Annotated in this window: 17 protein-coding genes; 10 read left to right on the top strand and 7 right to left on the bottom strand. The window is 61.5% G+C overall.

Annotation, left to right across the window (positions count from 1 at the left end):
* Positions 1-407: 407 nt before the first annotated feature.
* The 4 genes from BGIM_RS0110565 to BGIM_RS0110550 all read right to left on the bottom strand — a co-directional run bounded on the left by BGIM_RS0110565 (position 408) and on the right by BGIM_RS0110550 (position 12,903).
* Positions 408-3,209 (bottom strand): tandem-95 repeat protein, encoded by a 2,802-nt coding sequence (locus BGIM_RS0110565; protein ID WP_020469750.1) that lies wholly within the window; start codon positions 3,207-3,209, stop codon positions 408-410.
* Between the two features lie 166 nt (positions 3,210-3,375).
* Entirely contained in the window at positions 3,376-8,256 is a 4,881-nt protein-coding gene (locus BGIM_RS57280; RefSeq protein WP_020469749.1) for a tandem-95 repeat protein, read from the bottom strand.
* Positions 8,257-8,383: 127 nt separating this feature from the next.
* Positions 8,384-11,332, bottom strand: a complete 2,949-nt coding sequence (locus BGIM_RS0110555) for a tandem-95 repeat protein (protein ID WP_157368864.1) — start codon at positions 11,330-11,332, stop codon at positions 8,384-8,386.
* Positions 11,333-11,532: 200 nt separating this feature from the next.
* Entirely contained in the window at positions 11,533-12,903 is a 1,371-nt protein-coding gene (locus tag BGIM_RS0110550; protein WP_020469747.1) for a carbon-nitrogen hydrolase family protein, read from the bottom strand.
* Between the two features lie 171 nt (positions 12,904-13,074).
* On the opposite strand from BGIM_RS0110550, the gene BGIM_RS0110545 reads away from it, so the two are divergent.
* A complete protein-coding gene (locus BGIM_RS0110545) occupies positions 13,075-13,410 on the top strand; it encodes an ArsR/SmtB family transcription factor (RefSeq protein ID WP_020469746.1) in 336 nt (111 codons plus the stop codon).
* A gap of 2 nt (positions 13,411-13,412) precedes the next feature.
* Here BGIM_RS0110545 and BGIM_RS0110540 read toward each other — a convergent pair whose 3' ends face one another.
* Together BGIM_RS0110540 and BGIM_RS49770 are read right to left on the bottom strand one after the other, a co-directional pair.
* On the bottom strand, positions 13,413-14,393 hold the full coding sequence (locus BGIM_RS0110540; protein ID WP_020469745.1) for a sugar kinase: 981 nt from the start codon (positions 14,391-14,393) through the stop codon (positions 13,413-13,415).
* An 82-nt stretch (positions 14,394-14,475) separates the two neighbouring features.
* Entirely contained in the window at positions 14,476-15,501 is a 1,026-nt protein-coding gene (locus BGIM_RS49770; protein WP_020469744.1) for a DUF1501 domain-containing protein, read from the bottom strand.
* A gap of 134 nt (positions 15,502-15,635) precedes the next feature.
* Between BGIM_RS49770 and BGIM_RS0110525 the strand changes: the two genes are divergently transcribed.
* The 3 genes from BGIM_RS0110525 (at position 15,636) to BGIM_RS0110515 (ending at position 17,235) form a co-directional block, all read left to right on the top strand.
* On the top strand, positions 15,636-16,199 hold the full coding sequence (locus tag BGIM_RS0110525) for an RNA polymerase sigma factor (protein WP_020469743.1): 564 nt from the start codon (positions 15,636-15,638) through the stop codon (positions 16,197-16,199).
* The gene (locus BGIM_RS49765; RefSeq protein WP_020469742.1) at positions 16,196-16,438 is read left to right on the top strand and encodes an anti-sigma factor family protein; all 243 of its coding nucleotides are present in this window, start codon (positions 16,196-16,198) and stop codon (positions 16,436-16,438) included. Before BGIM_RS0110525 ends, BGIM_RS49765 begins: the two co-directional genes overlap by 4 nt.
* Positions 16,439-16,500: 62 nt before the next feature.
* Positions 16,501-17,235 (top strand): DUF4058 family protein, encoded by a 735-nt coding sequence (locus tag BGIM_RS0110515; RefSeq protein ID WP_020469741.1) that lies wholly within the window; start codon positions 16,501-16,503, stop codon positions 17,233-17,235.
* A gap of 16 nt (positions 17,236-17,251) precedes the next feature.
* Here the strand turns inward: BGIM_RS0110515 and BGIM_RS49760 are convergent, their stop codons facing one another.
* Entirely contained in the window at positions 17,252-17,611 is a 360-nt protein-coding gene (locus BGIM_RS49760; protein WP_020469740.1) for a hypothetical protein, read from the bottom strand.
* A 171-nt stretch (positions 17,612-17,782) separates the two neighbouring features.
* Between BGIM_RS49760 and rpsL the strand changes: the two genes are divergently transcribed.
* From rpsL to BGIM_RS0110475, 6 genes are all read left to right on the top strand, one after another.
* The gene (gene rpsL, locus BGIM_RS0110505; protein WP_020469739.1) at positions 17,783-18,157 is read left to right on the top strand and encodes a 30S ribosomal protein S12; all 375 of its coding nucleotides are present in this window, start codon (positions 17,783-17,785) and stop codon (positions 18,155-18,157) included.
* Positions 18,158-18,202: 45 nt separating this feature from the next.
* Positions 18,203-18,676 (top strand): 30S ribosomal protein S7, encoded by a 474-nt coding sequence (rpsG, locus tag BGIM_RS0110500; protein WP_020469738.1) that lies wholly within the window; start codon positions 18,203-18,205, stop codon positions 18,674-18,676.
* A gap of 374 nt (positions 18,677-19,050) precedes the next feature.
* The gene (fusA, locus tag BGIM_RS0110490) at positions 19,051-21,147 is read left to right on the top strand and encodes an elongation factor G (protein ID WP_020469736.1); all 2,097 of its coding nucleotides are present in this window, start codon (positions 19,051-19,053) and stop codon (positions 21,145-21,147) included.
* A gap of 280 nt (positions 21,148-21,427) precedes the next feature.
* Positions 21,428-21,826, top strand: a complete 399-nt coding sequence (locus BGIM_RS0110485; protein ID WP_020469735.1) for a hypothetical protein — start codon at positions 21,428-21,430, stop codon at positions 21,824-21,826.
* Between the two features lie 84 nt (positions 21,827-21,910).
* Complete coding sequence (locus tag BGIM_RS0110480; RefSeq protein ID WP_261339974.1) at positions 21,911-22,450, top strand: SMI1/KNR4 family protein; 540 nt, start codon at positions 21,911-21,913, stop codon at positions 22,448-22,450.
* Between the two features lie 195 nt (positions 22,451-22,645).
* On the top strand, positions 22,646-22,939 hold the full coding sequence (locus BGIM_RS0110475) for a hypothetical protein (RefSeq protein ID WP_020469733.1): 294 nt from the start codon (positions 22,646-22,648) through the stop codon (positions 22,937-22,939).
* Positions 22,940-23,053: the final 114 nt, after the last annotated feature.

The following is a 23,053-nucleotide window of genomic DNA, read 5'->3' as shown; positions in this document are numbered from 1 at the left end:
CAAGAGTTGAGGAAAAGGGAAGCCGTTTTCCGAGGTTTTAGAGCAGATTTTCAAATTGACGTAGCGACCAAAGTGCCTTCTTTGTCGGTCCAACGGACCGATTAACATAGCCCAGCCCGAAAGGGCTGGGTCGGCCGACCGCCAATGCCCCCGGTCTGAAGGACCGGTTATCTTTGGGTTTCAGCCTTCGCGGCCCTGACGGACCTTGAGTCGATAATCGGTCCGTTGGACCGAGGTTTTTTGATGGCATTCTGACCCAGCCCTTTCGGGCTGGGCTATGTTAATCGGTCCTTTGGACCGAAAAACCATCCGTTTCGACCGCTATGCCAATTTGAAATCCGCTCTATTCATCCGAAGCGGCAAGGGAAGATGCGTCAAAGGGAAGCGATTCCAACAGCCTTCTCACTTCACCCGTTCAACTTCTCGGTGGCGAGCAAATCGGTGATGTCAACGCCATCGCTCGTCCAAAACCAGTCGCGGCCGACGCCGCCGGTCAGCGTGTCGATGGTGGCGGTGTCCGGCGTGACGACCAGTCGTCGGCTGAGTTGAACGTATGTTGACGGGCTGGCCGGATTGTAGTTGGCCAGAACATTCGCCAGAGTATCCGTTGTCGGATTGAAGACGGCGACGGCCCCGTCAAACAGGATGTCGTTCCCGGCATCGCCTTCGATTAGATCGGCCCCGAGGCCGCCCGCCAACAGATCGTTGCCATTGCCTCCCTTGATGGAGTCGGCGCCGCTGCCGCCGAGGATGACATCGTTTCCGTCGCCGCCGAGGAGATGATTCGTCCCGCCGAGGACCGAGATGAAGTCGTTCCCGGCCCCGCCATCAACGAAGGTTCGGCCCGCGCCACCCGTGACGGAGTCATTCCCCGCCCCGGCATAGATCGCGTTGATGCCGTTCCCGGCGGTCACCGTGTCGTTTCCGGCCCCGGCATCCACCCGATTGGTGCCGTCCCCGACGAACACGCGGTCGTTCCCGGCGCCGGCGGAGATCACATCGTCTCCCTCGCTGACGCCGACCGGATTGTCCCCGTAAATGGTGTCGGCCCCGCAACCGCCCGTGAGGACGTCGTTTCCGGTGCCGCCGATCAACCGCATCGGCCGGCTGACGGTCGATCCGTCGAACCAGTCGTTCCCGCCACCCAGATTCACGTCGATCAGGGTAAACGGCTGGCCCGCTTTCGGCGGATGAAGCGTCTGCCGAAACAATCCGTCCGGGGTCAGGATCTCCACATAAATCGATGTCGCGCCAACCGGTTGAAGACGGACCGAATCGGCCCCGTCGGTCCCGATCACGATTAACCTCGTCCCGTCAATCAACGCAAGCGGTCCTCGGGTCATCGTGACGGTCTGAACGGGGCTGTCCGCATTCCCGTCGTTCGCCTTGTATTGGAAGCTGATTCGGCCGACGAAGCCGACGGCCGGTGTGAACGTGAACGATCCGTCCGGCGACAAGTGCAGCGTTCCCGAGGGGGGCGGCGTCACCAGAACGGCGGTCAGGGAGTCGCCTTCGAGGTCGGTGTCGTTGGCGAGAACGCCGGAATCCGCCGGGACGACGAGGTCGCCATTCGTGGGAATCACATAGTCATCCGTGACAGCCGTCGGGGCATCGTTCACGGGATTCACGGTCAGGGTCACCGTGGCCGGTTCGCCCCGAAGCCGGTCGCTCAGATAGTAATCAAAACTGTCCGTTCCGTTGAAATTCGGGTTCGGGGTGTAGTTGAACCCGCCCTTCTGGCTCAGTCGCAGTGTGCCGTGGGCCGGGAGGCGGCTGATATAAATTCGGGTCGTCAATCCATCCGAAGTCGTGTCGTTGGCGAGAACGCCGGGGTTGTCGACGATAAGGACTTTGTCCTCGTCCGTCGTGTATGAGTCGTCTTCGGCCTCCGGGGGCACGAACGCCGCCGGTTGGTATCGGGCGACCACCAGATTCGAGCTTCCTCCCCCGGCCGTCAGAATCTTGTCGTCCGATTGCACGGCGACGCTGGCATATCCGTCGTTGTCATTGGGGACCAAGTCGGTGAGGACAACGCCCGGCATGGCGATGTGGCCGGGCGGCCCGAAACTGGGGTCGAGCTTCCCGTTGGCCGTGTACCGGGCGAGCAGCGACTTCGACCCTCCCTCGATGGCGGCCAGACCGGCCACCAGGATTCTTCCGTTTGATTGAAGGGCGACGCCGCTCAGGTCTCCCCCGCCGCCGAACGGCAGGTCCATCGTGGCGATCCCGTTGGTCCCAAAGGTGTGGTCCAAGGCCCCGGAGGTCGTGTAGCGAAGAAGAACCGGGGTTGGCTTGATCGACTGGCCGATGCCGCCGCCGCCCACCGCCAGAATCTTTCCGTCCGGGAGAAGGACGGCATCATGAATCGCCTCGAACTGCATGTTGTCCGGCGAGGTCAGAACCTGCCCGGAATTGCCGAAGGCGGTGTCCAAAGAGCCATCGGTGTTTAACCGGGCCAGGGCGAACCCGAAGTTCCCGCTGGAAGTGGAACTCAATCCCGCGAGAACGATTTTTCCGTTCGTCTGAACCATCACCGCCTCGGCCGTCGGGTTGGTGACGCCGAACGTGAGCTTCACGATCCCGTCGTGGTCAAACGTCGGGTCAAGCGTCCCGTTGGCGTCATACCGCAAGGCCAGCATCTGACCCGTGAATTGAGTCGGGCTGACCTGCGAACTGCCGCCGACCAGAATTTTGCCGTCCGGCTGGACGGCGATGGCGAAGCCGTTGTCATCCGCGGGCGACAGGTCCGTCAGGACGATGCCATCTCCCCCGCCGAATGTTCCATCGGGCGTCCCGTTGGAGTTCAGCCGGATCACCACCACTTCATAATTGCCCGACAACATGGCCGTGCCGGTGGCGACGATCTTCCCGTCCGGTTGCAGGGCGGCCGAGTACAACAGGCCGAATCCGGCCGGGACATTGATGGTCGCCACCCCGTCATTGCCGAACGTGGTGTCGGGGGTTCCGTCCCGGTTATACCGGAACACGGCCGGGGAACCCGCGCCCGTATTCAGCGACCCGGCCGACCCGGCGACAACAATCTTGCGATCCGGCTGGACCAGGATTTTGTGGGCCGATGTCTGCGGGGAACCGGGGGCGCCGTTTTGGTACAAAAGCCCGTCGCCGTTAAACGACGGATCAAGCGCCCCCGCGACGGGGGTGATACGGGCGTGGAGTTCTTCCAGACGGGGGCGAATATGCTTGGGCACGCAAAATTGTCCAATGCGGGGAGCCGGGCGTTGTTAATAACCGAATCATTATACCCGACAAGAGCCGGAATGATCGAGTTCGCCAGCTTTTGCCCAGAATCCCCGCCGTCTTCCCCCTGAATAATGTCGGCCGGCCATTGACGGGCAGTTGGTCAAAGAAACTTGCTCACGACACTCCGTTCAGCGGCTCCGTGGCGAGGCGGTCGGTGGCGTCAATGCCGTCGGTCGTCCAAAACCAATCCACGCCGGTTCCCCCGGTCAGGGAATCGGCCGAGGCGGCGTCCGGCGTGACAATCAGCCGTCCGGTAATTTGAACAAGCGTGGCCCGCCGAGTGGGGACATTGCCTGCCAGAACTTTCGCCAAAGTGTCCGTCACCGAGTTCTTGATCGCGACCGAGCCGTCAAAGAGGATGTCGTTCCCGGCGCCGCCGTCGATCGCATCGGCGCCGAGGCCGCCGGCCAGCAGGTCGTTGCCGGTTCCTCCCTCGATGGTGTCCGCTCCGCTGCCGCCGAGGATGATATCGTTCCCGGTCCCGCCGATCAGATGGTTCGTCCCGCCGAGGACCGAGATGAGGTCGTTCCCCGTCCCGGCATCGGCGAAGGTCTGGCCCGCGCCGGCCTTGATGGTGTCGTTGCCCGCGCCGGTGTTGATCGTGTTGATGCCGTCTCCGGCGATCACGGAGTCATTCCCGGCCTCGGTGTTGATCGTGTCGGCCCCGGTTCCGATGGTCACGGTGTCGTTCCCCGTGCCGGTGGTGATGGCATTGGCCCCGGTTCCGGCTCTGACCATATTGTTCCCGGCCCCGGCGTCGATCTGGTTGCCTCCATTGCCGGCAGCCACGAAATCATTGCCCGTCCCGGCGAGGATCGTGTTGTCACCGTTCCCGGCGGCCACGGTGTCGTTCCCGGTTCCGGCGTCAATCCGGTTGTTGCCGTTCCCGCCCCGAATGGAATCGTTGCCCGCCCCGGCGGTGATGATGTCGGCCCCGTTCCCGACGCTGATGTAGTCGTTGCCCGTGCCGGTGGTGATTGTGTTGTCGCCATCCCCGGCGGTCACGATGTTAACCCCGGTTCCGGCGTCAATCCGGTTGTTGCCGTTCCCGGCGATGATCCGATCGTCTCCCACGCCGGAGGTGATCGTGTCATTTCCGGTTTCAAGGCCGGCGAATGTGTCACCGTAAATCGTGTCGGCCCCGGCGCCGGTTTTGAGGAGGTCGTTCCCGGCCCCGCCCGTCAACCGGACCGGCCGGCTGATGGCCGATGAGTCAAACGTGTCGTCCCCGCCGGCCAGATTCACCGCAATCAGGCTAAACACCTTTCCCGCCGGCGGGCGATAGGTCTGCTTCAACACCCCGTTCGGGGTGTCCCGTTCAACGGAGATGGCCGCGCCGCCGCCCGACCGGAGACGGATGGAATCGACCCCGTCGGTCCCGGTGATGAACAGTTTTGTCCCGTCCACCACCGTGATCGCGCCGCGGGTCAGCGTGACGGTGCGGACGGGGCTGTCGGCCTGCCCGTCGTTCGCCTTGTATTGGAAAGTGATCTGCCCGGCGAAATCCTCGGCCGGTGTGAAGGTGAACGAGCCGTTCGGATTCAGATTCAGCGTCCCGGAAGGGGGCGGGATCACCAAGATGGCCGACAGGGCGGCGCTGTCGATGTCTCTGTCATTGGCGAGCAATCCGGCGGCCGCCGGGACGACGAGCGAGCCGATGTCGGGGAGCGAATAATGGTCGTCGGCCGCCGTCGGGGGATCGTTGACGGAGTTCACGGTCAGGCTGACCGTGGCCGGGGAACTTTGAAGCCCGTTGTCGAGTTTGTAGGCAAAGCTGTCGGCGCCGTGGAAATTCGGGGCCGGGGTATAGGTGAACGAGCCGTCTTGACGTATCTGCAAGCTGCCGTGATCCGGTTGCCGGGTCACGATGATCGATGCCGGGAGGCCATCTGACAAGGTGTCGTTGCCGAGGACGCCGGGGCTGCCGACCGTGAGGACATTGTCCTCGTCGATGGCGTAAGAATCGGCGACCGCCACCGGGGCGTCCGGCTCGGGGTTGATCGTCAGGGAGACGGTCGCCGGGTCGGATGACAACCCGTTGTCAAGTTTGTACTCGAAGCTGTCGGACCCGTTGTAATTCGGGGCCGGGGTATAAGTGAACGAGCCGTTCTGACGCATCTGCAAGACGCCGCGGGCTGGTTGCCGGGTCACGATGATGGCGGCCGGAAGATTGTCCGACAACGTGTCGTTGCCGAGGACGCCGGGGCTGTTGACGGTAAGAACCGTGTCCTCGTCGGTGGTGTAGGCATCGGGGGCGGCCACCGGGGGATCGGTCACCGGGTTCACCGTCAGCGAGACGGTGACGGTGTTGCTTCTCAAGCCGTTGTCGAGCTTATAGTCGAAACTATCCGGCCCGTTGTAATTCGGGGCCGGGTCATAGGTGAAGCCGCCGTTTTGGTTCAACTGCAGCGTGCCGTGATCCGGTTGTCGGGTGACGATGATGGACACCGGACGGCCGTCCGTCAAGGTGTCATTGCCCAAGACGCCCGGACTGCCAATGGCCAGGCGGGTGTCTTCGTCCAAGGTGTAGGAATCCGGCGCGGCGACCGGGGCGCCGGACAGGGGATTCACAGTCAGGCTCACCGTCACCGGACTGCTTTGCAAACCGTTATCGAGTTTGTACTGGAAGCTGTCTGCTCCGGTGTAATCCGTGTCCGGCGAATAGGTGAAGCCGCCGTCTTGGTTCATGCTCAATGTGCCGTGGGCGGGCTGCCGGGTGACGAGGACCAGCAGGGGATTCGCGTCGATAATCGTGTCATTGGCCAGCACGCCGGGGCTGTCCACGTTCAGCGGATTGTTCTCGCTCAGGGTGTAGGAGTCGGGGGCGGCCACCGGCGCGTCAATCACGGAACTGACCGAGAGGGAGACCGTGACTGTGTTGCTTTCCAGCCCGTTGTAAAGCTTATAGTCGAAGCTATCCGGCCCGTTGAAGTTCGGGTTCGGGGTGTAGGTGAAGCCGCCGTTCGGATTCATGTTCAACCGGCCGTGATCCGGTTGCCGGGTCACGATGATGACCGCCGTTCCGTTGTCCGGCAGCGTGTCGTTGCCAAGCACTCCGGGGCTGTTCACCGTCAATACGTTGTCTTCATTCAGGGTGTAACTGTCGGCGACAGCCGTCGGCTGGTCCGGCACCGGGTTGACGGTCAGCGTCACGGTGGCCGGATTGCTTTGCAAGCCGTTGTCGAGCTTGTACTCGAAACTGTCCTGCCCGAAATAATCCGGGGCGGGCGTGTAAATGAAGCCGCCGTCTTGGTTGAGGTCGAGCGTGCCGTGGGCAGGTTGTCGGGTCACGACGATGGCCGCCGGCGTGCCGTCGGGCAGCAGCGAGTCGTTGGCACGGATGCCGGGGCCGCTGACCGTGAGAACCGTGTCCTCGTCGAGGGCGTAAGCGTCGTTGACGGCGGTCGGCGGGTCGGGCACCGGGTTCACCGTCAGGGACACCGTGACCGTGTTGCTTTCCAAGTCGTTGTCGAGTTTGTAGTCGAAGCTGTCCGGCCCGTTGTAATTCGGGGCCGGGGTGTAGGTGAACGAGCCGTCTTGGTTCATTTGCAAGACGCCGTGGGCCGGTTGCCGGGTGACCATGATGACGGCCGAGGTGCCAACCGGCACAGTGTCGTTGACGAGGACGCCAGCGCCGGTCGCCGACAGGACGTTGTCCTCATCGACGGAGTAATTGTCGGCGACCGCCGTCGGGGCGGGGCTGGCAACGTTAAACCGGGCCAGCGACAAGGCCCCGCCCGCGTAGCCGCCCGTGACAATCTTCCGGTCGGACTGGATGGCGATGGAGCCAAAACTGGTGTTTTGTCCGGGGGACATGTTCGTCAGCACAATGCCCGGCATGAGCGTTTGTCCGGACACGCCGAAGGTCGTGTCCAGTTGCCCGTCGGGCGTGAAGCGAGCGAGAATCGACTTGGACCCGCCGGGGATGCCGTCCGCCCCGGCCACAAGGATGCGTCCGTTTGGTTGCACGGCTATCCCGCCCGCGATGCCGCCGTTTTCCGGCATGTTGACGGTCACCACGCCGCCCCCGGCAAACGTGGTGTCCAGCGATCCGTTGGCGTTGTAACGCAACAGCGCCAGTTCCGGTTTTTCCCCCGTGCCGATGTAGGCGCCGCCGGCCGCCAGAATCTTCCCGTTGGCCAGCAGGACGGCTTCCCGGATTCCCTCGAACTGCATGCCGTTTGGCGCGGTCTGCACCAAGCCGCCCGTGCCAAAGGTTGTGTCCAGCGAACCGTCGGGCTTCAATCGGGCCAGGGCGAACCCGAAGTTGCCGCCGCTGGAGGAAGTGTGCCCGGCCAGAATGATGTTGCCGTCCGGCTGGATCACGACGGAGTCGGCCGCCGGGTCGGCCGGGCCGAACGGGATTTTGACAAATCCGGCCGTTCCGAAGGTGTTGTCCAGCGAGCCGTCCGTGTTGAACCGCACGGCCAGCATTCGATTCGGCTGCCCCGGCGCGGGAGCCCCTCCGTCGCCGCCAACCACGATTTTGCCGTCCGGTTGCACGGCAACGGCATCGCCTCCATCGGACGAAGTGGAGGTGGCGAAGGCGAACCCGTCGCCGCTGAAGGTGTTGTCCAACGTACCGTCGGCGTTCAGCCGGACCACCATGATCTGATTGGCGTTGTTGATTCTCGCCGTTCCGACGCCGAGAATCTTGCCGTCCGGCAACAGGGCGGCCGTGGAAAAGCCGCCGGTCCCGCCCGGCACGGTGTCCAGCGGGGCGACGCCGTCGCCGCTGAAGGTGTTGTCCAGCGAGCCGTCCGAATTGAACCGAATGATGGCCGGTCGCGAGTCGCCGGTCGCCGTGGCCAGATTCGAGGAGGCAACGATTTTGCCGTCCGGCTGGACCATGATTTTGCCAAGGCCCTGGTTTGAATACCCCAGCACGCCACGGGTCAACATCCCGGTGCCGTTAAAGGTTGTGTCCAACGCCCCGGCGACAGGCGTGATGCGGTCGTGGAGTCCTTCCAGCCGGGGGCGAATGAGTTTGGACACGCGGAATCTTCCAGTGCGAGGAATCGAACGTTATTGGCAGCCGGATTATTATATTTTGACATCGACCGGAATCATCGGGCTTGCGAGTCCATGCCCGAAATTCCGGCCGCTTCCCAGCCACGCTGGCTTATGAAACGCTGTTCAGCGGTTCGGCGGCCAGCCGATCAGTGGTGTCAATTCCATCAGTCGTCCAGAACCAGTCCGTACCGCCGCCGCCGACAAGGCTGTCGGCCGAGGCCGTGTCCGGGGTGACGGTCAGTTCTTGGGTGATTTGAACGAGCGTGGCCCGATTGGAAGGGACGTAACTCGCCAGAATGGCCGCCAAGACTTCCGGCTCCTGGCCGGTCATGATGACGGCGCCGTCAAAGAGCATGTCGTTTCCGATGCCACCGTCAAGCGTGTCGGCCCCGAGGCCGCCAGACAGCAAATCCTTGCCGGCGCCCCCCTCAATGGAGTCGGCGCCATCGCCGCCGAGGATGACGTCGTTTCCGTCGCCGCCGAGGAGATGGTTGTTCCCGCCGAGGACCGAGATGAAGTCATTGCCGTCGCCGCCGTCAATGAAGCCCCCGCCAGTCCCGGCCATGACAGTGTCGTTCCCCCCGCCGGCGGTGATGGAGTTGATTCCATCGCCGACCGTCACGGAGTCGGTCCCGTTCCCGGCGTCGATGGTGTTGTTGCCATTCCCGGCCGTCACGGAATCGCTTCCATCCCCGGTGTTGATGGTGTTGCTTCCGTTGCCAACCGTGACGATGTCAATTCCCGATCCGGTGTTGATGGTGTTATTGCCGTTTCCGGCGGTGACGAAGTCGTTTCCGCCTGCGGTGGTGATTTGGTTGTCACCGTCTCCGGCAAGGATCACATTGACGCCGGAACCGGCGTCGATCACGTCGGCCCCGGTTCCGGCGCCGTCAACCGAGTCCCCGAAAATGGTGTCGGCCCCGGCCCCGGTCGTCAGAGTGTCATCTCCGTCTCCGCCGACCAGACTGACCGGCCGACTGACGCCGGATGAATCAAACGAGTCGTTGCCGCCGGCCAGATACGCCGTGATGACGCCAAACGACTGTCCGGGCACGGATGGACGATACGTTTGCGTCACCAGCCCGTTGGGTGTCTGGAGTTCGACCACCAAGGCCGGCCCGCCGGTCGGGCGAATCTGAACCGAATCGATTCCCTCGGTGCCGTACACGAACAACCGGGTCCCATCGACCACCGCGATGGCCTCGCGGGTCAATGTGACCGTCTGAACGGCGCTCTCGGCCTGTCCGTCGCTCACTTGGTATTGGAAGGTGATCTGGCCGATGAAATCTTCAGGCAGGAAAAGGGCGAACGATCCATCCGAATTGAGCAGCAGACCTCCGACCTCGGGAGGAGTCACGAGAGTCACCGTCAGGGGATCGCCGTCGGCATCTGTGTCGTTGGCGAGCAACCCATCCTCAGCCTGCACGTCAAATTCATCAACGGCATTGATGACGTAATTGTCCGCGACCGCGACCGGGGCATCGTTCACGGCGGTCACGCTCAGGCTGACCGTGGCCGGAAAACTTTGCTGCCCGTTGTCCAGCATGTACACGAAGCTGTCGGTTCCGCTGAAGTCTGGATCGGGCGTGTAGACAAACGCCCCTGTCTGGCTCAATTCCAAAGTGCCGTGGGCGGGCTGTTGAAGCACGGAGATGCTCGTCGGCGGGGTGTCGGTCACGGTGTCGTTGGCGAGGAGGCCATCGGCGCCATCGACCGTCAGGACCGAGTCTTCATCAACGGTGTATTCGTCATCCACCGACACCGGGGTCGGGCCGGGCCGGTTTTGGAACCGGGCAATGGCCAGTGTCTGGCCGGCGCCGGCCGCCACGATTTTCCCGTCCGGTTGGATAGCCACGCTTTGGAATCCGTTAACGGCGCCCGGAACCAAGTTTGTCACGACCACGCCCGGAATAATGCTGTTTTCGGGCGGCCCGAAGTTGGTGTCGATTTGCCCGTCCGGCAAATATCGGGTGAGGGTCGGGGACCCGCTGGCGAGGAGACCACCGAGGAGAATGTCGCCGTCGGTTTGTACCGCGATGGCATTGGCGATTCCGCCGCCGTCGCTCGGCAGATCTGTGGTCACGATTCCGTCGTCGTCAAATGTCGTGTCCAAGGAACCATCGGGCATGTAACGCAGAAGAACCGGAGTGGGTGTGATGGATGGGCCAATCCCCGCTCCCCCGGCCGCCAGGATCTTTCCGTCCGGAAGCAAGGCAATCCCCTCAATGGCTTCAAACTGCATGTCCGACGGCGCGGTCAGGACGAGGCCATCGTCGCCGAAAGTCGTGTCCGGGGAGCCATTGGCGTTGAGACGGGCCAGGGCAAACCCGAAGTTGTCGCTGGTGGTGGAACTGGTCCCCGCGAGGACAATTTTTCCGTCTCCCTGAATCTTCACGTCAAAAGCGCCCGGATTGCTTGGGCCAAAGTCCAGTTTGACAACTCCGTGGTTGCCGAACGTGTTGTCGCGCGAGCCATTCGTGTTGTAGCGAAGAGCCATCATCTGACTGTTGATCGAACTCGGATCGGTCTGAGTGCTTCCGCCGACCACAATCCTGCCATCGGGCTGGATGGCAACCGCGAAGCCGTTGTCATCAACCGGCGACTCGTCGGTCAGAACGACGCCATCCCCGCCGCCAAACGAAGTATCCGCGCTCCCGTCGGCATCGAATCGCGCCAAGAACACTTGATAATTGCCGTCGACACTGACGGTCCCGGTAACGACGATTTTTCCGTCCTGCTGCAAGGCGGCCGAGAACACCTGGCTGCTTCCCCGCCGGATATTGAAGGTGGCGATGCCATCATGACTAAACGTGGTGTCGGGTGTTCCATCCGAATTGAACCGGAACACCGCCGGGAAGCTGTTGACGCCATCGGAGCCTGTCCCGGCGGCGACAATCTTGCCGTCCGGCTGGATCAAAACGGTGTCGGCAGCACCGGCATAAAAGCCGGACTCGCTGTCAAGCACGATCCCGTTGTCGCCAAACGAGGGATCAAGGGCTCCGGCGGGATTGATCCGGGCGCATAGTTCCTCCATCCGGAGGCGAATAGGCTTGGGCATGTGGGGAAATCCTTGAAAGGGTGTGACGGGCATTTCACAGGCGGTTATTGTCCGGGCGATTGTTTGAAATGCAAGGGACAACAAGCCGCCGTGATGAGACAGTCATGCGAAGAGAAATGTTCGGCTCGTCGGGCCGGAAATTTTGTCTTTCCGGCTCCTTTTCTCAACACCGATCAAAGCGGTCGAAAAATCATTTTCGGCTACTTTTTGGATTCAACAACCGTCTTCACATCCGGCCGGTGGCGTTGGGCCATTGAGCGGAAGTCGCCGAGGTTGTTTCGCCAGAAATAGCGTTCGCTGAGATCCACCTCGGCCAGAACCACATCGTCGATTTTCGCGGCCTTGGCGAGGGGCGCCCCGGCGTGGTCATAGACGGCCGAGATCATCCAGTCGCGTTTGAGGTCCGAATAGGTGTTGCTCACCACATACACATGGTTCTCGCAGGCTCGGGCCTTCGCCAGCAACGGGTTGCACCCGGCGACGGGCCACGCGATCACCTCGGCGCCCCGGTTGGTCAGTTCGCGGGCCACTTCGGGGAAGAAGCCGTCGTAGCAAATCATGATGCCGATTTTGCCGATCTTGGTGTCGAACACCGGATACTCGTTGCCGGGGGCCACGCCCGCTTCCACTTCACTGTGCGGCAGGCACACCTTGCGATATTTGCCGATCAGTTTGCCATCCGGTCCGAGCAGCACGCCGGTGTTAAACACGGCTTTGCCGTCTCGTTCGTAAAGGCTCACGACAATGTGGGTGGAATGCTTTTTGGCGAGACCGCCGAAGTAGTCCGTCGTCGGGCCGGGGATGGCCTCGGCCGTTTCGTGCGGCGGCTTGTTGAGATTGATGTACGGCACGGTTTCTCCCAGCACCACCAAGTCGGCCTTCTGTTTGCCGGCCTCGGCGATCATCGGGACGTATTCCTCGCAATTTTGCCGCATTGATTTGCCCAAGGGAATGTGGTGGATGGTCGCCAGCCGCACGGGCCGGCTCGGCGGCGGGGCCGTTTCCGTGAAGCCCACGTCGGCCCATTCCACCCGGCCCTTCGGCGCCCATTGCAGGTGCAATTCCAAAATCGCCTGCGTGGCCTTCGTCGGCGCCCGATAGATGGCGGTCACTTCCGTCCAGCCTTGTTTGTCGGTGGCGCCGTCCAGCGGGTGTTCCGGCTCGGCCAGCGGCACGGGGCCGGTTTCCTTCTCATGGCCGGGAGGCACGTCAGCCAGAACCGATTTGCCGCCGGCGTTTTGCCAGACAATCCGAGCGATGGCGCTGCGGCGTGGTGCCTCCACCCCCGTGGTCTTGCGTTTGGCCGTGAAGAGATAAAACTTCCCGCCGGTGACGGGGACGGACTTTCGCAGCCACCCCTGATAGGCGACGGAATCTCCCGCCGTGAGAATCATCGCCCCGGAACCGGTCGGCCCTCCTTTCGGGTCAAACGAAAGCTCGGGCCGAATCTCCTCCCGCTGGGCCGTCAACTCCCAACCGCCCGGCAACTTGGGCGGAGCCGACTCGGCACGGATCGACAGCGGAACCGCCAACAGGGCGGCGAACAGCAGTGTTTGGCTGGCTGAAGACATGGTTTGCTTCTTGGTGTGTGGTCGGGAGGGTATGGATTAGTTTATCAAGGGACCGGGGGATGAGATGGCCTGTGCGAACGTCACCCACGGAAAAATTGACGGTGTTCTCAATTGTCAACTTCCCGTAAAGGGGGGAACATGCGATCATGAGAGACATTGAGGGATGATACCGTGGCAAAAAAAGACCCGATCCAACCGCAACGCTGTGCCCAGGTGCTGGCCGCCTTGGCCGCTCCGGAACGCTTGAAAATCGTGCGGTTTCTGGCCGAAGGCCCCCATAACGTGACCGAAATCGCCGAAATGCTGGCGATTCCTCCCGTCAACGTGTCCCATCATTTGATGATGCTGAAGCACGCCGATTTGATCGAAGGCACGAAAAAAGGCCGATTCGTGTGGTACGGCCTCTGTTCCGGCGTGCTGGAAGAGGCTGTCGAGGCGGGCATCCCGAAGGATGCCCTCAACCTCGGCTGTTGCCGGCTGGAACTGCCGATGCGAAATTGTGAGTAAGATCAGCGTCGGATTCGCAAGCCCATGCCGTTGACGACGCCTTCCACCTCGGCCTTTGTCAGCCACGGGAAATCGCCGGGGACGGTGTGTTTCAGCGCCCCCATCGCGGCGCCGTAATCCAAGCCTTGTTGCAAATCGCCGTTCATCAGCCCGTGAATCAACCCGGAGACGAACGCATCCCCGGCGCCGAGCCGGTCCACGATTTCCACCTCGTGGATGGCCGTGCGGAGGAATTGGCCCTTCGCGTGGCCGACGGCCGTGAAAGTGTTCTTCCAGACGGACGGCGTTTGCCGCATCGTCATGGCGACGGCGCCGAGATTGAACTTCTTCGCCGCCTCGGCCGTCGCCTGTTCCACGTCCTTGCCGGGGACACCGAAGAAGCGTTCGACATCCTCCGGGTTGGTCACCAACACATCAACGTATGTGATTGCTTTGTTCAGCCACGCGGCCGCCTGTTCGACGGTCCAGAGCTTGGCCCGGTAGTTGGGGTCGAGGCAGGTCGTCAGCCCGGCTTTCTTGGCCGCTTGCAAAGCTTCCAACGAGGCCTCGGCCGAACTCGGGCTGAGGGCGGCCGTGATGCCGGTGAGGTAGAACCACTTCACGCCCTTGAACGCGGCCGCCCAATCGATCATCCCCGGCGTGATCTTCGCCATCGCTGAATCGGCCCGGTCGTAGACCAACCCGCTCGGCCGGGGGGAGGCGCCGAGTTCGAGGAAGTAGACGCCGACCCGGTCTTGGTCGGTGAACAGCACATGCTCCGTCGAAACCCCGGCTTCTCTTGCCCGGTTGGCGATCAGATGTCCCAGCGGATTATCCGTCAGCCGGGAGGCCCACGCGGAGGTTCGCCCCAGCCGGGCCAGTCCGACGGCCGTGTTCAACTCGGCCCCGCCGATCTCGACATCGAGACTGTAAGCCTGTTCCAGCCGCCGAAAATTCGCGGGCGTGAGCCGAATCATCGCCTCGCCAAAAGTAACCACATCCATTCAGGGAGTTCCGAGTTTCAAGTGTGATTTCCGTAGGTCAGGCTTTCTAGCCTGACTGATCAGTCAGGCTAGAAAGCCTGACCTACTTGGTCGAAGAGGTCTGTCCGATCTTCTCCCGAATCATCGCATTCAGCATTTCCAATTTGACCGGCTCCGACGCCGGTTCGCTTCCAAGCCGGTCGCTGGAGCCAACCACCGTTCCGCCGGGAACCCCGGCCCCGGCCAGCAGAACGCTCCAGACGCCCGCCCAATGGTCGCGGCCGCCGAGGGGGTTTCGCTTGGGGGTGCGGCCGAATTCTCCGGCGGCCACCACCAGCGTGTCTTGCAAGAGGCCGCGTTGTTCCAGTTCCGTCAGCAGGGCGACATAGGCCCGGTCGAACATCGGGCCAATGGCCCGGTAATCATCAAGGGATGTCGCCAGCGAACCGCCGGCGGCGTGGCAATCCCAGCTCACCCGGTCGTACACTTCGGTGAACATGTTCACCACGACATTTCGAGTTCCCCGCTCGATCAGCCGACAGGCCCGCAAACAATCGTCGCCGAACGAAGAAGGGCCGAAAGTTTCGCGGGAACGATCTTGTTCCACATCGACACTGGCGGGGGTGAGGCCCGTTTGGCCGCGATCCAGATTGACGCCGGTGAAGCCGATGGGGCCGGGCAGGAGTTTCCCGCCGGTCAGCAGGTGCGGAATCGATTCATCGGGGCCGCTTAATTGGCCGGTTTGGAGCAGTTGCAGGCCGGTTTCGTGAATCGGGGCGGCGGTGTGATGGACCGACCGCACCACCTGAAACCGATGGGCGTTCGCGGCCATGTGCGGGAAGAGTTCCGTGAAGCGAACCCCCGGAATCCGCGTGGGGATGGCGGCAAACGGACTGCGGATCTCGGCCGGGGCCTCCGGCTTGGGGTCCCAGGTGTCCAGTTGGCCGGGGCCGCCGGTCAGCACGATGAAAATGCAGTTCTTCGTCTGGGGCAATGGATTCGCCAGCACGGGCGAAACGGCCAGCCCGATGGCGGACCCGGCGGCGGTTTGCAGGAAATCACGACGGCTGATCGGCATGGCGTTTCCCTTCAAAAACTCAATGGCGTGACACGTCCAATGCACAGACATTACTTTCCCGACGGGCAACAAACAATCTTTTTCAGCCCCGGACGGGCCAAACTCATTTTTCCGATCCGGGTTTTTCCCTGAATCATACCCGCCGCCGCGCGACTCTATTAAGATGAGTGGCTGAGGAGGCGGGCATGGTTTCTCCCACCGACGAGCCGCTGACACCCGAAGTGGTGTTCCGGGATTATGTGCCGCGTGTGTATAATCTCGCCCGGCGGATGCTGAACAACGACGCGGACGCCGAGGATGCCACGCAAGACGTGTTGCTTCAGGTGGTTCGGAAGCTGGACACGTTTCGCGGCGACGCGGCATTCACCACCTGGCTCCACCGGGTGACGGTGAATGCCGCCCTGGCCGTGCGGCGCAAGCGAAACCGGCGGGAGGAACATCGCGTTCACGACCCGCTGGAAAACTTCACTGAGGAAGGCCAGCATTCGGGGTTCGTCCGGCCGTGGCCCAAGCTGCCGGACAACATGGTTCTGGATTCCGAACAGCATCAATTGATTGAAGAGGCGATTGGCAAACTTCCCGAGACGTATCGGGACGTGTTTGTCCTCGCGGATGTGCAGCAACTTCCGAACGCGGAAATTGCCGAGTCGCTGGGCCTGAGTCTGTCGGCCGTGAAAAGCCGCCTGCACCGCGCCCGATTAATGATGAGGGATGCCCTCTCCCGGCACTACGAGGAACGATTGTCATGAACCTGACGTGTCGCAAAGTGACGGAAATCCTCGTGGATTTCGTGGACGGCAGCCTGCCGGAGGAAGAACGCGACACGCTCGAACGCCACCTCTGCGGATGCGTTCCGTGCGCGATTTACCTAAGAACCTATCACGACACGATCATCCTCACCAAATCCCTTCCGAATGTTCCCCTCCCCCCCGAATTTCTCACCCGCCTGAAGACCATGTTTGCCAAGGAATGCGGCCAGCAAGGCTAGCCATTCAAAATCGAGTTCTTCCGGCGACCGGATCGCGGTAAAATAACGCCGGAGGTGACACGATGCCCGCGCATGACTGGACCCGCGTCGATTCAAATTTGTACCACCACTTTCATCAAATGTGGTCGGCACAAATGACAAACACCCTCAATGCGATTCTCAAACCCAAGGGATATTTCGCCCTCGTTGAGCAACACACCGGCACGCCCGCTCCGGACGTGATCGCTCTGAAGACCGATTTTGATTCGGAAGACGATGAAACCGGGGATGTGGCGGTGGCCGCCCGCCCCAAAACGCGTCTGGTCCAGCAACTCGAATCAAACGCGGAAAAAGATGCCCGGCGGGCCAACCGGATTTCGATCCGCCATTCGCTTGGCAAAGTTGTGGCCATCATTGAGATTGTTTCTCCGGGAAACAAAAATTCCCGGCGGGCCATTCGGTCGTTTGTTGGCAAAACGGTGGAGTTCTTGGAAGAAGGCATTCACCTGTTGGTGATCGATTTGTTTCCTCCGTCAATACGTGATCCTCAAGGTATTCATGCGGTCATCACCGAGGCTCTTGGAGACACGCCGCTGGCCATGCCGGAAGGCAAGCCGCTGACACTTGTGAGTTACGAGGCCGCTGATCCAGTGACGGCTTATATCGAACCGTTCGCCGTTGGGGATGTGTTGCCTGACATGCCGCTGTTTTTGCGATCACAAGAACATATTTTCGTCCCGCTTGAGGCAAGTTATCAAGCCACTTGGGAGATGTTGCCCGAACCGTTCCGCGACGCCGTGCAACCATCCGCAAGTTAACATTGGTCGCCCCGCCTCACTTCTTCCCCTTCGGCTTCTTCGGCGGCAGCGAGCCGACAAACGTCATTGATGTTTGAATCAGATGGTGTTCCTCACGGTATTCGTCGGACTCTTCGCGGTCGATTTGAATCCAGCCTCGCATTGGCTGGCCGCCGGGTTTGAAGAATTCCACGCCGGGTTCGCCGACGCGGCTTTCGGCATAGTCGTCGGGGACTTTGAAGCAGACTCCTTCTTCGACCACGCAGGCGAACATGTGGTCCCGCAGGAAGTACGCCGGGTGGCCGAACATCTGGCCGAGACGGACGCCGGGACGGTTGAGAAGCAGGTCGTCCATCGTTTCTTTGTGGTCTTCGCGGTATTTTTTTCCGGCCGGCATCAGGGCATTCCTCGGGGGGCGTCGCCGGCGTATCGTGGCCGGGATGGCAAAATTTTTCAAGCGGCACTGGCCACTTTCCCACGTGCGCTTCAAAATAGTGCTTTCCCATATTGGGAAGACATTGCGAAAAAATGGCCTCGCGGCCAGCAACCGGGCGATGGACGAGACTCTATGCCGACGATTAACCAGTTGATTCGCGCTCCCCGCGTGGTGCAGACGTCCAAGCCGAAACACCCGGCCATGCTCGGCTGCCCGCAAAAGCGCGGCGTGTGTCTTCAAGTGAAGACCATGACGCCGAAGAAGCCGAACTCCGCTCTCCGAAAGATCGCCCGTGTGCGGCTCTCGACGGGGACCGAAGTGACGGCCTATATTCCCGGCGAAGGCCACAACCTGCAAGAACACTCCATCGTGCTCGTTCGCGGCGGTCGCGTCCGTGACCTTCCGGGGGTTCGTTATCACATCGTCCGCGGGGTGTTGGACTCCCAGGGCGTGCCTGATCGCAAGCAAGCCCGCTCCAAGTACGGGGCCAAGAAGTCCGGCAAGTAATCACGGTAGGAACCCCAACCCGAACAAGAGCGACCCGAGCCAGATATGTCGAAGAAATTCACCGCCAGTTACACCCACCAAAAGCCGGACGTGCGGTTTAACTCCGATTTGGTCAACAAGTTCATCAACTGCCTGATGGTGGACGGCAAGAAGTCCGTCTCCACCCGCATTTTCTACAAGGCGATGGACCACATCAAGGGCCGGATGCCCGACGCGGACCCGCTGCAAGTGTTCCTCGCCGCCGTGGACAATGTGAAGCCGAGCGTCGAAGTCCGCTCCCGCCGGGTCGGCGGCGCCAACTATCAGGTGCCGATTCCTGTGAAGTCGAAGCGTCAATTGTCGCTGTCGATTCGCTGGATCATCGCCGCCTGCCGCAGCAAGAGCGGACGCCCGATGTTCCTCCGTCTGGCCGAAGAACTCATGGCTGCCTCCCGTCGCGAAGGGGAAGCCATCAGCAAGCGTGAACAAACCATCAAGATGGCCGACGCCAACAAGGCGTTCTCCCACTTCGCGTGGTAACCAGCCGAGTTTGAACAGTGTCAATGGTCAGTGGTCAGTGCCGAACGCGGCATTGGTTGCTGGCCATTTTTGTGTTTCCGGATGTGATCGGCAAATGGGTATGTCAATCAGCAATGCCGACAAGAGCCCTCCTGCGTAAGCGGGAGGGGTTCACCCACAGAAATCAACCCCTCCCGCTTACGCAGGAGGGCTCTTGTTGATTGTGCGCAAGCCATTGTTCACCCACGGGTTTTCATTCTTTTTTGTTTCTTGATAAATGGCAGCCTTGGCCAACTGGCAAACCCTGTTTTGGGTTTTCCCTGATACCCGAATCACCTACTCCCGGATATACCCGTCCATTCCCAGTCCCAATAGTTCCGAATTTCCGGTGTCTCATGGCTGCGACCGCTGACTTAAAACTGATCCGCAACATCGGGGTGATCGCCCACATCGATGCGGGCAAGACCACGACCACGGAACACCTGCTTTACTACGCCGGGGAAAAACACAAGCTCGGCGGCGTGGACGAGGGAACCACCGAAACCGATTATGACCAAGAAGAACAAGAACGCGGCATCACCATCTACTCGGCCTGTGTGCCGTTCAAGTGGGCCGGACACAACGTCAACCTCATCGACACCCCCGGCCACGTGGACTTCACGGCCGAGGTCGAGCGGTCGTTGCGCGTGTTGGACGGTTGCGTCTGCGTGTTCGACGCCCAGAAGGGGGTCGAGGCCCAGTCCGAAACCGTCTGGCGGCAGGCCAACAAGTATTCCGTTCCCCGCATCGTGTTCGTCAACAAGATGGACGTGGTCGGGGCCAACTACGCCCAATGCCTCGATCAAGTCCGCGACCGGCTGGAGGGGCATCCGCTGCCGCTGGTCATCCCCATTGGGGCCGGTTCCATCAAGGAAACGCAGACGCCGTTCAAGGGCGTGATCGACCTGTTGGAAATGAAAGCCCTTTTCTTCGACGCCGGGGACAACGGCCGAACGGTTCGCAAGGCCGACATCCCCGAGGAGAACCTCGAAGAAGCCACCAAGTATCGCGAACAATTGTTCGACGTGCTGACGCAAAACGACCCGGACGACAAAATCACCTCGCTGGTGCTGGAGGGGAAAGAAGTCCCCATCGCCGCCGCCCAAACACTGATCCGCGAACAGACCATCAAGCGGACGATTCAACCCGTGCTGTGCGGCTCCGGCCGGGAACACATGGGCATCCAGCCATTGCTCGACGCGGTTTGCGCCTACCTGCCCAGCCCGCTCGACCGCCCGCCGGTTGTCGGGATGAACCCGAAGAAACCGGAGAAGGAAGAGAAACGCAAGCCGGATGTGAAGGAGCCGTTCAGCGGTCTCGTCTTCAAGGTGATCGCCCAAGACTCCGGGGACATCTTCTTTGTGCGTGTGTATTCGGGGATCATGAAGTCCAACACACGGGTGTTCAACCCCGGCAAGGACGCCAAGGAAGTCCTCGGTAAACTGTACCATATACACGCCGACCCGACCCAGCGGGACGAACTGACCGAGACGCACGCCGGGGACATTGTGGCTGTCATCGGCCTCAAGGATTCCGTCACCGGGGACACGCTGTGCGAAACGCAACAGCCGATCTTGCTGGAGAAAATCACCTTCGTCGAGCCGGTGGTCAGCCAGCGCATCGAACCGGAATCAACGGCCGACAAGGACAAGTTGCTCAACACGCTCAACAAGCTGCAACGCGAAGACCCGACCTTCATCGTCCGGCATGACAAGGACACCGGCCAACTCCTCATGAGCGGCATGGGCACGCTCCATTTGGAAGTGAAGCGGCACAAGATGGACCGCGATTATCGGCTCAAAGTCCGCGTCGGCAAGCCGCAGGTGAGCTATCGGGAGACGCTGAAAAACGCGATCACCACGACCGGCGAATGCGACCGGCAGATCGGCGGGAAGAACGTGTTCGCCCGTGTTCGCGTGGAATTCGACCCGCGCAAGGCCGAGCAGCCGGTGTCCGTCATCAACAAGCTGAAGCCAAACGAAATCCCGAACCCGTTCCCGGACGTGATCGTTCGCGGGCTGAAATCGGCGCTGCAATCCGGCGGCCTGGGCTTCCCGGTGTCGGACGTTCACGCAACGCTGATCGACGCCACCTTTGACCCGGAACGCTCGACGGAACCGGCCTTCGAGGCCGCCGCCGATGACGCCGTTCGCAAGGCGTTCAGCCGGGAAAACATGCAATTGCTTGAGCCGATGATGAAGCTGACGATCAGCGTCGCCGAAGAATCGGTCGGCAACGTGTTCTCCTATCTGATGGCCCGCCGGGCAGAAATCTACCATCAAGATTCCAACGGCAAAGTCTGCACGATCTATGCCTACGCCCCGCTGGTGACGATGTTCAACTACGCAGACGAACTGCGAAGCCTCTCCCAAGGCCGCGCCAGTTCCACCCTCGAACCGCACACCTACGCCCCCGCCCCGGATGAGTTGCTGCGGTCATTTTTGGACGGGTGAGGCAATAGGGGAATCAACGATTCCTGATCAGCCACATGGCCGAGGTTGGTTGCTCCTATTCTGAAGTGAAGCACAAAGCCCGCCCGACTGTTTGATGTTACCCCAATAGGCCAACTACCGGGTTGGTCTTTGACATGAACCGATGCGGCCGTTACGCTGACGGCTGTTCAGCCGTCGCGTAAACCACCCGACGGCAACCGGAATAGACCAATCTCCGAGTGGAGACGTCAGATCCAACGGAGTTGGTCTAATCATTGTTTGGTGGAAGAGGGCTTCGACGGTGGACGGCAACCGGAATATCGTCGTGACGGGCGACTGGTCCAATCCTGCGTCGCGGATGCTGTACGAGGCCCAGTGGCCGGACGAGCCGGTCTGCCAGGTGGCGTACCACGAGGGCCGGCAGTGCGGCGGGTGTTCGTTCTTCGCTGCGTTCGACGAGGACTGGGGTTTGTGCGCCCACCCCGGTTCGCGGCACCGGCTGGAGACGGTGTTCGAGCACTTCACCTGCCCGGCCCAGGTGCCGGAGGGGTGGGGGCCGCACAGCTTCGACGCCGACCCGAACTCCTGGTGCTTGTGCGGCGGGGAGGCGGACTACTGGCGGCCGCTGGTCGAGGCGGTCCGGCGGGCACAAGACGCCGAACAAGGCGTTGCAGGTGACCGGGGGCCTCAGTCGTCGTAATATTGGTGCCAGCCGCTTCGGCCCCGGCACCTGAACTGTGGCGTTAGGCCGTAGAAGGCAGATAGCCTGCGTTCGAGGTGTGGCGTGCTTGCGAACCTCCAAACCCTGAAACGTACCGTATCACCACCGAAACATCCTCGGTGCCCGAGTGGCGACTGGGCTGCGGTGGAGCGTGAGATTGGGTTTGCGCTCCCCCCGGATTACAAACAGTTCGTCGCCACTTACGGCACGGGTTCGCTGCAATCATTCATGCACGTCTGGAACTATCTGGACGTGCCAGACGGGACCGACTTGAAGACTGCCATCCGCCAAGTGACCTCCGAGTACGAACACGACCGTAGGGCCGGATACCAGATCGCATTCGAGCCGTACCCCCGGCCCGGATGCATGATCCCGTTCTGCAGCACCGATGACGGCAACTACCTGAACTGGCGGGCCGTCGGTGAACCGGAGACGTGGTGCGTGGTTGCTTACGACTGCGGGTCGGGACGGCTGATCCCCGCCGAGGGCGTCAACATGGTCCAGTGCCTGGCGATGCTCGCCCGGAAGTCAAACCCCTTTGGTGATGCGTTCTGTAACGTCGAGAGCTTTGAGCCGCCCGTGCGGTACGGCTCCCGCGAGTGACAGACTGTCCGAACTAGATAGCGTGTTGTCTCGGGGGGAGGCGGTGGGCAGATGGGCGGCTGAGGTCGCCGGCGAATCAAGATGCCTAACCCGGCGTTGCAGCCGCCCCCCGCCAGTAGGTTTTCCGTAATCACAGCTCACACGGGCGGGGGCCGCTGCTGAGCTTCATTGTTCGGCGGCGGGAGGATGTCGCAAATGGGTTGGGAGTTGTCGGCGTACAGTTACGACAGGAAGCGGCAGGGCGGGTTGAGCGAAAAGCCGCTGGCCGTGATGGACTATGGGCACGAAGGCGAGATGAGTGAACTGCTCGGGTTGAAGGACGGTCCCGGCAAGACTCGCGTGGCCAAGCACACTCTCCAAGAGGCGTTGTGCGAGTGCTGCGAGCAGTACGTCGATGACGAATCTTACATTGACGAAGTGCTGTTCTTTGCGACCGTTCTGGCGAACTGGCCGCACAAGGCGAATAATGTGTGCATCATGCTGTCGTAAGTAAATCGCCGCGTGAGATGCAACAGTCATCATCGCCGAACCAAGCGTTGCAGGTGACTGGCGGGGTGGGCTTTGCCACGCTAGCCCCCATTTTGGCCCCCTATCGTTGCATCT

Origin of the sequence: Zavarzinella formosa DSM 19928, assembly GCF_000255705.1 — a bacterium.
Lineage (GTDB): Bacteria > Planctomycetota > Planctomycetia > Gemmatales > Gemmataceae > Zavarzinella > Zavarzinella formosa.
The sequence above is the reverse complement of the archived record's forward strand: the minus strand, read 5'-3'. Positions and strand labels throughout refer to the sequence as shown.